The following is a 13,041-nucleotide window of genomic DNA, read 5'->3' as shown; positions in this document are numbered from 1 at the left end:
ACTAGTAACACTGCGCGGCTGGAAATCTCTGATGCGGGTGTCAAAAAGTCAAAAAACTGGTGTTGACGGAGTCGGCATGTCACTATTTGGTGCAAATAGATAGTTCGACCCTATAAAAATTACCAGGACCCGCAGGCATGACAAACCAAAAAAGTGCCTGCAAGAGTCTGTGCCGAATCACTAACCAGCGATAACCACAATGAACCAACCGATCGATGAATTTCAAGAAACCCCGCCCCGCCATGTGAAATATCGATTACTCGGGTTTTCGAATGCTGCGTTATTGCTGGCGGCTTGTAACTTTGTGATCTGGTTGTTTATTTTATTTCCCATCTACGCCGCTACGGATGGCGTGTCCAACAGCGACGGCTTACGCTTCTTAATTGTGGCCTTTATTGTGATGGATCTGGTTGGCTTAGGGTTAGCTTCCGTCGCGATGTTCAAGTCGAAACTCCGAAAAACCATGGCTAACTACGGATTTGTTCTTAATGTCGCGATGATAGGTTTAAATCTTTCGGTATTTCCGTTTTAAGGGGTTGGCAATCCGGCTAAATGCGTTCGGCGATATGAAATCAGTCAATCCTTTGCAGCTATGCCACAATAGGCAGTTGGAATCATGTGTGTTTGTAAGCGAGGCTTGATATAGCAAAAGTGTGCGCTTCGGCCCATTAATAGAAACCGGTAAAGTGCGCTCTTTGGTTGTTAACATGCCGATTTTCCCTTAGCGGTTTTTCGCGAATGAACTCTGGCGCACAAAGGATTTCTAGCGTGGTACCTACTCAATAATTATTATTAGCGACGGTTTGTCCAGGAGCAAATATGCGAACAGTTAAATTTAAAAAAAATGTGGTCATTTTTCTAGTGACGGCTGCTTTTTCGGCTTTTAATCCAGCGCTTGCCGAAACGGTGGGGGCGGACCATAAGGATGCTCATCAAGAACACAAGAGCCTGGATTGGCCGGGGATTTATACGGGCCTAACTCCTTGTGCCGACTGCATCGGCGTGAAGACGACTCTGGCTTTGAACAAAAATGGCAGTTATCTGCTGATGACCCAATTTCTGGGGAAATCGGAACGGGAGTTTACTGAAAAGGGCAAGTTTGCCCCGGGCGACAAAGCCAATACTCTGGTTTTGACGCCAAAGAACGGCTCAACTTCGCAGCAATATCTGGTTGAAAAAGATGCGTTGATTCAGTTGGATAGCAGCGGTAACCGGGTTACCGGCAAACTTGCCGATCGCTATATGTTGCGTAGAACCAGCGTCACCGATACGCCGCCCGAACATTCCGGTCATTGATTTAACCCTTAAGCCGGGTGGCTGCGTGCGCTAGCGGCCACCCGGACATTAGAACGGTTATATCGATTTCTGCTGGTTTTTGCGCCGAAAATAGACAATGGCTAAAAGCACAGTCAAGGCCAACGCGCCAAGCATGAAACGCGGTTCCACGACCTTCACCGAATGATTTTCGTCTTTGAATTTGAATTTGGCGAGTACGCCCAAGGCCGGATCGGTAATGTCAATGGCAATCGACTTGGCGGCAAGATTTAAAAATTGCACTTCGCTGCCATCGAATGGCTTGTTATTGCGGGTATCGTTGCTGACCATGCCTGGATACAGCGGGGTTTCAGCAAGTTGAGAGATACTTAGCTGCTTGGCGATTTCTTGCTCGAGCTCGCGAGTGGTTTTACCGTCGGTTTTGATATGAATCGGTTTTTGATCGTCTATCTTAATCTCGATTTCCCCTTGCGAGGCGGTGAGGGCTTTTTTTGAACTAAAACCGTCCAGATATTCCACATCCGCACTGAACACCAGATCAAGAGCCACTTGCACGCCGTCGGCGTTGAAGTTTTTATCGGCAAGATCGAAACGTAAGCCCTGGTTGCTGTAATCTCTAACCGTTACCGTCGTCAACGAATAACCATTTTTGTTGGCGATGATCAATTCTGCTTGTTCCGGTGGTTGAGTAATGGTGATGCCGCGCCAATTCGGATCGAGCTGAATCATGCCGTCCTTCATCGATGTGAGCAGCTTTTTCGTGACCGCGTAAGGCTGTGTTGCATCATCAAATTTATGTGCATTTAAAAAGCTCAAGCCGGTAGAGCGATACAGCTCGCCATCGTCGATACGCCATTCCGCCGTGTATGAAAACAGCGAATCGCTGGTTCTTCTGGGCATGCTGGTATGAATGCGCAATTTATCCTGCTCTGCCGGCGTAGTGAGTGCAAAGGCTGATTGGACAAAAACACCCGACGAACATAATGTCAGAATGATGGCGAGAGTGGATCGTTTCATCGTGGTTCCAAGCAAAAAAAAATTTACGTTAGCATAATGCGGCGTAAATGACACAAGCTTTGATTGGTCTGATGTTAACGCTGCTAATTTGCCGTGTTTGCCAGTGCTGATAATTTGCGGAAAACTAAGCTGTGCTTGCCTGTATTTGCTCTGAAAAGGAGGCGATTTATTTGGTCGGACACCTGGTTTTTCGGGAGCCGAAAGCATTTCACCGCTTGAAATAAGTTTTCAAGGAAAAAATAGGGTTATTGATGCCTGCAAATTCCAGGGATCAAGTGTTCAAGTATATGAACTGTATTACAATCCGAATACGCTGGGTGGCCCGGTTACTGCGTACTGAATCCGCCCTGCGTTAAATCAATAAGTTGCCAGCAGGATATCGGTAAAATCCGAAGAGGGTAGAAGTGGACGAATCGATAGGGAGTAGAAATAGTGGGAACTAGAATTTTTCCGCTAAATTGTTCAAAAAATTAATAGATTAATAAGGAAATGCCGTTATGACATTAGATTCTCATGCTGCTAAATTAAAAGAAATGGCGGAGAAAATTGTAGATTTTACGCCTCAAGAAATCAGTAGTATTACGCCGGAAGAAATTCAACGTTTATTTTATGATTTACAAGTTTATCAAATTGAATTGCAAATGCAGAATGAAGAGCTGCAAAAAGCGCAATTTGAATTGTCCCGTTTAAATAATAAATTAAATTTTACCTACCATTGTGTTCCGATTGGTATTATAACCCTAGATTATCAAGGCTTCATAGAACAAGCGAATCATACCTTTGCAGATATGTTGGGCTATAAAGCCAGTAAATTGCAGAAAACGCATTTTTCCAAGCTAATTTTCGAAGAAGACAAGAATATATTTATTCACCGTTTTGACGCTTTTTTCAAAGCGCCAACCAATAAAAGCTTGCAGTTGCGTTTACAAGGGGATAAGAACTTGCCTTTCCCTGCTTTAATTAAAGGTAATGCGGATGACGGTAGCGATACGGCGAGCGAATCGTTTGATTTGAAATCGCGTAAATTGATCGTCACAGTCACCAATATTAGCGATGTGATAACAGGTGAAAATAAGCCTTGATAAATCTGTCGCGGCATGGCAGGTAAAGTTGTCCAAAGGCTTTATTAATTTAAACGATTGATATTAAATAACATGGTTTTATGGATAATGAAAACACTGTAAAAGTGCCGCCGCAGTATGTTGTCGGGATTGGCGCTTCGGCCGGAGGCTTGGAAGCGATTGAGGCATTTTTTAAGAATATGCCTGCCGATAGCGGCTTGTCGTTTGTGGTGATTCAGCATTTGTCGCCGCAGTATAAAAGTTTGATGGCGGAGCTATTATCCAAACATACCGCCATGCCGGTAAAGCGCATTGAAGACGGCATGAAAATCGAGCGAGACACCGTCTACTTGATTCCGCCCCGAAAAAACGTCACGGTGTTTCATAATCAGCTGTTGCTGGCCGAGCAAGATCCCAGCAAAGGCATCAATCTGCCGATCGATATATTTTTGCGTTCCTTGAGCGAGGACGCGAGAGAACTGGCGGTAGGCATTATTTTGTCGGGTACCGGCAGTGATGGCACCCGTGGTATTCGCTCTATCAAGGAGTTTGGCGGCATGGTGATGGTGCAGGATGAAAACTCCGCCAAATTCGATGGCATGCCCAAGAATGCTTTTGCTACGGGTTTGGCGGATTTTAGTTTGCCGCCGGAGAAGATGCCCGATCAGTTGCTGGCTTTTGTTAAGCATCCTTATGCCACCTTGCAGGAAAAGAATATCGTCTCGTCCGACGATAGCGACATCACGCGGATTTTTTCGATTCTTAGGGAAAAGTGCAAAATCGATTTTACCTTTTATAAACCCAATACGGTGGTCAGGCGCATTGAACGGCGCATATCCATCAATCATTTAAAAGATATATCCGAGTACTTAAACTTATTGCAAACAAATCCTCACGAAGTTTTGGTTTTATTTCAGGAGTTGTTGATAGGTGTCACCAGTTTTTTTCGCGACGAACATGTGTTTGACGAGATTCGTGAGCATTGGTTGAAAAAAGTCGTCAAATTATTACAAGAAGATGAATTACGAGTTTGGGTGACTGCGTGTTCGACCGGCGAGGAAGCCTATTCCTTGGCCATGTTGTTATCGGAATACCGGGAGTATTCCGGACATTACTTTCGCGTGAAGATTTTTGCAACCGATGTTGATCTCACGGCCATCGAGAAAGCCAGTAATGGTAAATATCCGGAAAGTATTATTGCGGATATTCCACCTAAGCTCTTGTCAAAATATTTTATTCGCCGGGAAGATTATTTCCAGGTCAGTCAAAAAATTCGGGAAATGGTGGTGTTTGCCCAACATAATCTAATCAAAGATCCGCCTTTTACCAATATTCATATACTCAGCTGTAGAAATGTGTTGATTTACTTACAGCCGGTGTTGCAGAAGAAAATATTGGAGTTATTCAATTTTTCTCTCGTTAAGGAAGGTTTGCTGGTTTTGGGTACCAGTGAAACAATAGGCGATATGGGTGAGTTTTTCGATGTGGCAAGTGCCAAATCAAAACTATATCGTTCCAAAGGGAAGTATAAATCCCTGGGTTTTACCGCGTCCCCCAGTGCTTTAATGACTTACTCGCCGTATCCAAGCTCTGTGCGCTCATCGAATGCGCTTAGTGGTCAGGAAGAAAGGGTATTGGATCGGTTCATTAGGGCAATATCCAACGATGTATTGCCGTTTACGATGATAATCAACGAGAACATGGAGATATCCCATATTTTTGGCGATTCCAAGGATTATTTGAGTTATCCCAGCGGCAAACTGGTGAGCAACGTCAGTAAAATTGTTAAAAAAGATTTATCCATACCTATTTCCACAGGTATTCAAAAAGCCTTAAAAGCTAATAACGAAATTGTGTTGTCCAATATTCGGGTCAGAGAGCAGGACAGTTTGCGGACGTTTAGGCTGCAATTTAAACCTCTGCCGGGTAAGAAGGGCCAAGAAATCTTAGTGGCGGCGATGATCACGGAGACGGTCGATCCTTCTTGTTTCAGCGAGACGGAAACCTTGGTCTACGATGTCAATTTAGATGCCAAACAACGCATCATCGATCTGGAGCAAGAATTACAGTTTACCCGCGAAAACCTGCAAGCAACGGTGGAAGAATTGGAAACCTCCAATGAGGAGCTCCAGGCGACCAACGAAGAATTGTTGGCGAGTAACGAGGAGTTGCAGAGCACCAACGAGGAGTTGCAATCGGTTAACGAAGAGCTTTACACCGTCAATGCCGAACACCAGGGCAAGATAGTCGAACTGACCTTATTGAATAACGATCTGGATAATTTATTCAATAGTACGAATATCGCTACCTTGTTTTTAGATGAGAATCTGGATATCAGGCGTTTTACTCCCAAACTACAGTCTATATTCCATATCTTGGAAACCGATCTCGGGCGGCCGTTTTACCATCTAACCCATACCATTAAAAATCTCGATGTGATTGCAGTGGTTAAAAGTGTCAATGATAGGCACAACTGTTTTGATCAGGAAATTCAGCTGGAAAATGGTACCTGGTATTTATTGCGGGTGATTCCTTACGTGGTTTCCGCCAAAGTCAACGCCGGTGTCATTCTGACATTTGTGGACATCAATCAGCTGAAAAGTGCGCAACTGGAATTGCATAAGCGTGAGGAGCAAGAAACGCTCAGGCTGGCCAAGTTTGTACAGTTTTCCAATGATGCGATTACCTTGCTCGATCCGGACGGTACCATTGTGACCTGGAATCATGCTGCCGAGAAACTCTATGGCTGGTCGGCGCATGATGCGTTGGGGATGAATTTTTACAATCTAATTCCGGAAGAGGAAAAACATTTTGCCAAGCAAGGTCTGAACAACCTGAAAGTGGGTAACACCTTGCCGTCTTTTCAGGCCAGACGGCTCACCAAATCCGGAAAGGTGGTGCACGTTTCGGCGTCGGCTTGCATGTTCCAAGCGGAGAACTCGGCCAGAGAGTTAATCGCTTTAACTGAGCGCGACTACGTTCACCAACATCAAGTCGAAAAACAGGAATGTTTAAATTGTTTGCAAAAACTGGCGACGATAGTGATGGACACCGATGAAGCGATCATCCTTTTTGAGGTGTCCGGTAAAATTACGGCTTGGAATAAGGGCGCCGAAACCTTATATGGTTGGGATAGTTTGGATGCCGCCAGTATGACGTTTACAGAGATCGTTTCGGACGATGAACGGGCCATTACTCAGCAACTGGTTCAGGAATTGATACTCGGTGGCGGCGTGAAAAGTATCAAGACCAAACGCGTCACCAAGGACCAGAAGATCATTCCGGTGCGCATGCATGCGACGGTATTGGGTAATCGTTCAGGAGAAGCGTTGTTAATTGTCAGCAGCGAAAAAGCGGTGCACTGAGCAATTAATATTCAAGGCAAGACTTCGGCTAACGATTGCTCCACAGTCAACAATTCCGCCGCCGTATTGATGTTGACGAAGATGTGCGGCGTGTCGCTGAAATCTACCTCGACTAGCAAATGTCGGTGAAACCAGGTTTGCAACTTGCGTTCGCCACTACGCAGGTAATCCTGTAAGTCAGTTTGCAAGCTGATTTTCAGCGCGGCAAAAACCGGGTGTAGGCGTTCGCCGTCAAACGCCACGGCGATGTCCGCGTCCTGGCTTATTAACGCGTCGACTAAGCGTTGCAGATGAATGCTTGCAACCAGCGGCGAATCGCACGGCGCTACCAGTAATATCCCATGTTGCGTCGCCTGCATCGCCGCCAAAATTCCGGCCAGCGGGCCGTCAAAGCTTGGTTTGGCATCGCTGATGACCGGGTAATTGAATTGCCGATAGCGGTCCTGATGGCGATTGGCGCTGATCAACAAATCGTCGACCAGCGGGGCCATGGCGGCCAGCGCGTAACTGACCAAGGGCCGGTTATTGCACAACATCAAGCCCTTGTCTTGCTCCTGCATGCGTCTGGCCATGCCGCCGGCCAGCACCACGCCGCTAACTTTGTTTTGCCCGCTCATGATGGTAAGCTTTCTCGATGTTTAAAAGAGCCGTCATTTTCGCAAGCCTGCCGTTGATTGCAAGTTGTGCCGCGCAGTCTCCGCATATCGAAGAAGTGACGTATTATCAAGTTGAGACCAGCAAACCGTACGACGAAGTGTTGGCGGAACTGGAAGTAGCGATCGCCGAACATAACTTTCGCATCACCGGCCATAGCCGGGTGGGGAAGGTGATCCGCGACAGAGGAGCCACGAATTTTCCGGAATACGATACGGTACAGTTTTGTAATCTGACGCTGGCCAAGGTCGTGCTGGAAATCACCCCGCATGCCATAGGCTATATGCCCTGCAATGTGGTGACCTATCAATTCGAAGGCAAAACCATCGTCAGAACGCATCTGCTGCCTGAAGATACGGGCAATCCGGCCCTGAATAAATTCGCCAAGGAAATGAACCCGCAACTGCGGCAGATTGTCGACTTCGCCGCCCAACAATAAATATCCCTACAACGATAAAAAACCGAGCATCATGAAAAAATCATTCTTCGCTACTCTCGCTGTTTTAACGCTGCTAAACGGCTGCGCCACTACCCAGGAAAGTTCTAAACCTGAAGCCGCCGCGGGCGAGCCGGCGGTATTGGTCAATGATTATCCCACCCGCGACCGTGTCGAATATGTGCTGGAATGCGTCGCCAAGCACGGTGGCCTGACCTATATCAGCCAATACGCCTGTGGTTGCAAAATCGATAAAATCGCTGAAAAACTCAGTTTCGAAGAATTCGAATCAGCCAAAACCTTTACCCAGATGCAAAAAACCCCTGGCGAAGCCGGCGCGGCGTTTCGTGATCCTAAACAATCCAAGGATTTGCGCAGCAAGTTGAAAGATGCTGACGCCGAAGCCGAGAAAGCCTGCTTCGTTAAATAATCCCTGTCGACCATGATGGCGCCGGCCGGGTTGTCATCATGGTTCATGTCTTTTCCGTCAAACCATCGCGATACGAGCAGTTTGGCGTTCGCCGTCGCATTCAACTTAATCTTACCGTTATGCCCACCCCTGAGTTCTTCCTTTCCTACCCCAAATTCAAACTGGCGATATTGGCATTGTTAACGCTGAATATCGGCATTTACGCGGCGGTCGATACAATGACGACTGCGGTCGATGCCCTGGTCTGGGTGATATTGTTGGTGATGTTCGAGCTGGAAACCGTCAAGGCCGCGCCATTTAACGAGACGACCTTGCACGCGGTGCGGAACGTATTGATTGTGGTGATTGCCTTGGTGTTCGGCAGCTACGTCCGCGATAACGAATGGCTGGATGTGTTTAACTCTCTACTCTGGTTTGCGTTGATTGTGTTACTCGAATTGGAAGTGCGCTGGCGGTCTTTGGTAGAACAGCATCGGCAGGTGTTTTGGTTGATGACTCTAGCGGTGTTTGCGGGTTTAATCGGTATGGTTGTGGCTTGGCTGATGCAGTCAGCATGGCTGGATGCTTACGATGCGCTGCTGTGGATCGCCGCATTCGGCGTGATTGAAGTCGATATTTTTCATTTCCTGAAGTTGACGCGCGATTAATCCCAACGCCATTGTCAGCGGTTTCCCAAGCATGAAAAAGATTGTTTGGTTGCTTATTTTGGTGGCGCCGTTGCTGCTGAAAGGCTGGTATGTCGATAATTTTATTTATCACTATACCGGTACCCGTTTGCTGGGATTTACTCAGGTTTTATTTAACGATGCCGTGATTTATGGCGGTATTTTAATATTGCTGTATTTATCGCTGCTGCCGACTATGATGCGTTGGTTGGCGGCATTATTACGCTTGGCGGCTTTGCTGTTGTTTGCTGTTTATATTATCGATTACGCCATTATCGTTAATTTCAATACCCATCTGGCCTTGGGCGACGCCATAAAATATGCGGATTATTCGTACAAATATATTCAGCAAATATACGGTTTAAGCGATTTTGGTGTGCTTGCGCTTACAGTATTAGTCTTGGCAGTGCCTTTATATTTTTCGTGGGTAAGGTTTAAATCAATAAATCCTTATGTCAAAAAATGGCCAATCTTCTTGATTCTCGGCCTGCCGTTGGCGGCCGCGTTTGCCGATAATGAAAAATACGCCCATGCCTGGATCTATAAAAATGTCATTGATTATAATTTAACCATACTGTCGGAAGCTGCGCCGTATAGCACTGCTTATGTCGATGCGTTTAGTTTTCAAGAACATATAAACTGCCAAACACAACCGGCTCAAACCAAGAATGTTATTATTCTGATGGTGGAATCGCTGTCCGCTTATCAAAGCCGGTATTTCTCCGGTATCCACGATTGGACGCCCAATCTGGATGCCATTGCCCGCCAACATCAGGCCTTCAATAATTTTTACGCCAACGGTTTTATCACCGAAGACGGCGAAGTGGCGCTACTGACTGGCTTGCAGCCGCTCTATCCGCCCTCCAGTTACACCGACGATGGCGGTACGTCGTTTTATAGTTTTTATAATATAAAAGATTCCCTGCCCAATATTCTTAAACAGCAAGGTTATAAAACAGAGTTTTTAACTACTGCGGATTTGGAGTTTGGTAATACTGGAGTCTGGGCAAAAAGCATAGGATTTGATTATATGGAAGGCCATGACCAGCCAGAATATGATAAATGGGAACGGTTTCATTTTGAGGCCGCGCCGGACGAAGCTTTATATTTGCGAGCCTTGGCCAGGGTCGATAACAACAAAAACAATAAGTTTTTGCTGTTTATTAAAACCGTTAGTAGTCACCATCCGTATATTAATCCGGAGAATAAGGAGAAATCAGAATCGGCGGCAATTACTTATACGGATAAACAGCTGGGCCGGTTTTATAATCAATTGCAGGATAGAGGATTTTTTAATAACGGAATATTACTTATTGTTGGCGACCATCATTCGATGACGCCTTTAAAAAAAGCCGAAGTCGAGTTATACGGCCAGTATAACGCTTCGGCAAAAGTGCCCTTGGTGATTGCTGATGGTGATCAGCCGGCAAGCGTGGAAAGCAATCAATATCAACAGATTGACGTATTTAATAGTTTGCAGGGCTTGGCGGTAGGGAAGCAATGTTATTCGGATTGGAAAGGGGTATTGTTCGGTGAAGCGAAAACCCCGCCCAAATACATTATTCATAGGCGTGGCGACAATCGGGATATGGTTAGTATTTTTGGCGAGAACGAAGAGTTTCTGGTGAAACTGGATGGCGATAATACCAGGGTAACCAGCAGGCTACCGGCGGAGCAGACTGTCAGGCAGCTGTTGGTCGATAAGATTAACGCGTTGCGGATAGCACGGGCGAAGTGGGCGTTGACACAATCCGCCGAAACGTCAGATTGATACGGGCTTGTTTGGCTAGTCGAGTTTTGGGTAGTTCGTGGCGCCAGTGGTGTTGCAACTCACCGGCCATGATCAACAAGTCGCCGTGACTCAGCTCAATATCCAGCGTCGTGCGGCTGCGGCTATGCCGGAAACGTAGCAGGCGTGTCTCGCCGAAACTCAGCGATGCTATCAGCGGATTCGGGCCTAACTCTTTTTCATTGTCAGCGTGACAACCCATCGAATCGCGGCCGTCGCGATATAAATTGGCTAAAACACTATTGAACGCTTGTCGGCAAACGGCTTCGACGTCGGTGCGTAGGGCTTGCAGTTCGCGGGTCCAGGGCAAGGGTTGGTGATCGATCCCGGAATAACGGTAGTCGGCGCCTGCGTCGCCGTACCAGGCCATCAAGCGCGGTACCTGCACCCAGCGCCCGAAGATATGGATTTGCTCTGTTTGCCAGGCCAGGTTTTGCCGCAGGCTGTTGAAGTAATTGTCTGCGATGGGTTGTGGGTAGAAAGCTTGCAGCAGATAAAGCTCGCCATCGCGGGGAGCCAGATTCTGGTCGTTGACGATTAAGGTCGATGTCATCGCAGCAGGCGTTTGAACTGGCTCGGCGATTTTAGCTGCAGAACCAGTCCATCAGACAAATGAGTCGGTGTTAATTGACCAACAAAATAATCAACTGCGCGGCAATGATCCGCAGAATCATGACCAAGGGGTACACGGTTGCATAGGCCATCGACACAGCCGCCGCCGGACTGAGATTGTTGGCAAATGCCAAAGCCGGCGGATCGGTCATGCTGCCGGCCAGCAAGCCGCAAAGCGTCAGGAAGTTGAGTTTGTAGACTATTCGGCCAACGGCTGCGACAATCAGAAGCGGAAGCAAGGTGATCAAAGCCGCGCAGGCCATCCAGTAAAAACCGTCGCCTCTTACCAGCGTCTCGACGAATTGATCGCCGGAGTGCAAACCGACGCAGGCCAGGAACAACGCGATGCCGATGTCTTTTAAAATGATGTTGGAGCTTTTCGGTAAATGCCAGGTCATCGTGCCCCAATTGCCCACCCGGCTCAGCATAATCGCTACCAATAACGGTCCGCCGGCCATACCCAGCTTTACCGCAGAGGGAATGCCGGGCAAATACATAGGCACACTGCCTAATAACACCCCCAGCGAAATGCCGATAAAGATAGGCATGATTTGCGGGTGGGCCAGTTCTTCCAGCGAGTTACCCAGGGCTTTTTCGATGCTGCTCAGCGCGTCCTGATTGCCCACCACGTGCAACTCGTCGCCAAACTGTACATGCACCGAGCTACTGGGGGAAAACTCCACGTCCGGGCGATGAATGCGGGATATGGTTACCCCATAAAGCATGCACAGATTGCCGATAGTCTGACCGATTGCGGCTTTGTTGGTGACTACCAGGCGTTTACTTTGCAAATTGGTGGCAATTTGTTTCAGATCGATATCCGATTCCGGACCGATCAGAATTTTCAGCTGCTCCAAGGGTTCGCGTTCGCCGACCAGACGGATGGTATCGCCAATCGCCAGGCGGCTTTCCTGGCCGGCCACATCTACTGCGCCGTTGTGCAGAATCCGCGTCATCACCACGTTCATGCCTTCGAAAAACGGAATTTGCCGCAGCGTCAAACCGTTCAGATTTGGGTTTTCCACTCGCAAATCTTTCCATATTGGCACATGGGTGTCTTGCTGTTGTTGGTCTGCAAAGTTTTTGGCTTCGTCGGCTATATCGACTTTAAACAAGCGTTTGTTCAACAGCATGGCGAGAATGATGCCGGCTATACCGAATGGGTAAGCCACTGCGTACCCCAGGCCCGGCATTTTCAATGTTTCGCTATCGATGCCGGCAATCCCGCTCAATACTTGTTGGGCGGCGGCCAGCGACGGGGTATTGGTGGTGGCACCGGAAAACAGACCCACCGCCACGGGCATGGGAATAGCGCCGAAAATGCTGATCAACACCGTAATCAAGGCGCCCAATATCACGATCGCGGCGGCCATTCCGTTCAGACGCAATCCGTAACGGAAAAACGAACTGACGAAGCTGGGACCGACCTGTAAACCAATCGCGTAAACAAACAATACCAAGCCGAATTCGCGCAAAAAATGCATAACTTCCGGATTGATCGTCAGCTGGAAATGCCCGAACAACAATCCGGAAAACAATACGCCGGCGATACCCAGTTGAATGCCGGCCAGCGATACTCTGCCCAAAACCAGTCCGCTGGCCACTACCAAACTAACAATTAGTAATGTGTGCGGAACGGAATCTTGATTAAAAAGCGATAGCAACCACGACATGGCCTATTCCTTTGGTTCGAGTGGGTTGGAGGGATTTAGGTTTGCTTAGTCAATGCTGCCTGAC

The 13,041-nt window shown here is 47.5% G+C and carries 12 protein-coding genes; 8 read left to right on the top strand and 4 right to left on the bottom strand.

Annotated features, from left to right (window positions below; genetic code table 11):
* Positions 1 to 199: 199 nt before the first annotated feature.
* Both NP589_RS17315 and NP589_RS17310 read left to right on the top strand, forming a co-directional pair.
* Positions 200 to 532: a hypothetical protein gene (locus NP589_RS17315; protein ID WP_064009943.1), complete on the top strand. Its 333-nt coding sequence runs from the start codon at positions 200 to 202 to the stop codon at positions 530 to 532.
* Positions 533 to 819: 287 nt separating this feature from the next.
* Positions 820 to 1,296, top strand: a complete 477-nt coding sequence (locus NP589_RS17310; RefSeq protein WP_256608111.1) for a copper resistance protein NlpE — start codon at positions 820 to 822, stop codon at positions 1,294 to 1,296.
* A gap of 57 nt (positions 1,297 to 1,353) precedes the next feature.
* Here NP589_RS17310 and NP589_RS17305 read toward each other — a convergent pair whose 3' ends face one another.
* Complete coding sequence (locus NP589_RS17305) at positions 1,354 to 2,292, bottom strand: hypothetical protein (protein ID WP_256608110.1); 939 nt, start codon at positions 2,290 to 2,292, stop codon at positions 1,354 to 1,356.
* A 497-nt stretch (positions 2,293 to 2,789) separates the two neighbouring features.
* Here NP589_RS17305 and NP589_RS17300 point away from each other — a divergent pair, with 497 nt between their 5' ends.
* Both NP589_RS17300 and NP589_RS17295 read left to right on the top strand, forming a co-directional pair.
* Positions 2,790 to 3,374 (top strand): PAS domain-containing protein, encoded by a 585-nt coding sequence (locus NP589_RS17300; RefSeq protein ID WP_256608109.1) that lies wholly within the window; start codon positions 2,790 to 2,792, stop codon positions 3,372 to 3,374.
* 80 nt (positions 3,375 to 3,454) lie between these two features.
* Positions 3,455 to 6,718, top strand: coding sequence for a chemotaxis protein CheB (locus NP589_RS17295; protein WP_256608108.1), 3,264 nt, complete (start codon positions 3,455 to 3,457; stop codon positions 6,716 to 6,718).
* A gap of 11 nt (positions 6,719 to 6,729) precedes the next feature.
* Here the strand turns inward: NP589_RS17295 and mobA are convergent, their stop codons facing one another.
* Entirely contained in the window at positions 6,730 to 7,335 is a 606-nt protein-coding gene (gene mobA, locus NP589_RS17290; RefSeq protein ID WP_256608107.1) for a molybdenum cofactor guanylyltransferase MobA, read from the bottom strand.
* 17 nt (positions 7,336 to 7,352) lie between these two features.
* Between mobA and NP589_RS17285 the strand changes: the two genes are divergently transcribed.
* The 4 genes from NP589_RS17285 (at position 7,353) to NP589_RS17270 (ending at position 10,674) form a co-directional block, all read left to right on the top strand.
* Positions 7,353 to 7,811: a DUF302 domain-containing protein gene (locus NP589_RS17285; protein WP_256608106.1), complete on the top strand. Its 459-nt coding sequence runs from the start codon at positions 7,353 to 7,355 to the stop codon at positions 7,809 to 7,811.
* 31 nt (positions 7,812 to 7,842) lie between these two features.
* Entirely contained in the window at positions 7,843 to 8,238 is a 396-nt protein-coding gene (locus NP589_RS17280) for a hypothetical protein (RefSeq protein ID WP_256608105.1), read from the top strand.
* A gap of 119 nt (positions 8,239 to 8,357) precedes the next feature.
* Positions 8,358 to 8,885, top strand: coding sequence for a hypothetical protein (locus NP589_RS17275; protein ID WP_256608104.1), 528 nt, complete (start codon positions 8,358 to 8,360; stop codon positions 8,883 to 8,885).
* Between the two features lie 31 nt (positions 8,886 to 8,916).
* Positions 8,917 to 10,674 carry an LTA synthase family protein gene (locus NP589_RS17270; protein WP_256608103.1) on the top strand — a complete coding sequence of 586 codons (1,758 nt, stop codon included), beginning with the start codon at positions 8,917 to 8,919 and terminating at the stop codon, positions 10,672 to 10,674.
* Here the strand turns inward: NP589_RS17270 and NP589_RS17265 are convergent.
* Both NP589_RS17265 and NP589_RS17260 read right to left on the bottom strand, forming a co-directional pair.
* The gene (locus tag NP589_RS17265; protein WP_256608102.1) at positions 10,610 to 11,245 is read right to left on the bottom strand and encodes an alpha-ketoglutarate-dependent dioxygenase AlkB family protein; all 636 of its coding nucleotides are present in this window, start codon (positions 11,243 to 11,245) and stop codon (positions 10,610 to 10,612) included. The two genes, NP589_RS17270 and NP589_RS17265, sit on opposite strands and share 65 nt — an antisense overlap.
* 70 nt (positions 11,246 to 11,315) lie before the next feature.
* On the bottom strand, positions 11,316 to 12,977 hold the full coding sequence (locus NP589_RS17260; RefSeq protein WP_256608101.1) for a putative transporter: 1,662 nt from the start codon (positions 12,975 to 12,977) through the stop codon (positions 11,316 to 11,318).
* Positions 12,978 to 13,041 lie beyond the last annotated feature (64 nt).

This window comes from Methylomonas rosea (genome assembly GCF_024505055.1).
Taxonomy (GTDB): domain Bacteria; phylum Pseudomonadota; class Gammaproteobacteria; order Methylococcales; family Methylomonadaceae; genus Methylomonas; species Methylomonas rosea.
Note: the sequence above shows the minus strand (reverse complement) of the source record. Positions and strands in the feature narration are given on the sequence as shown.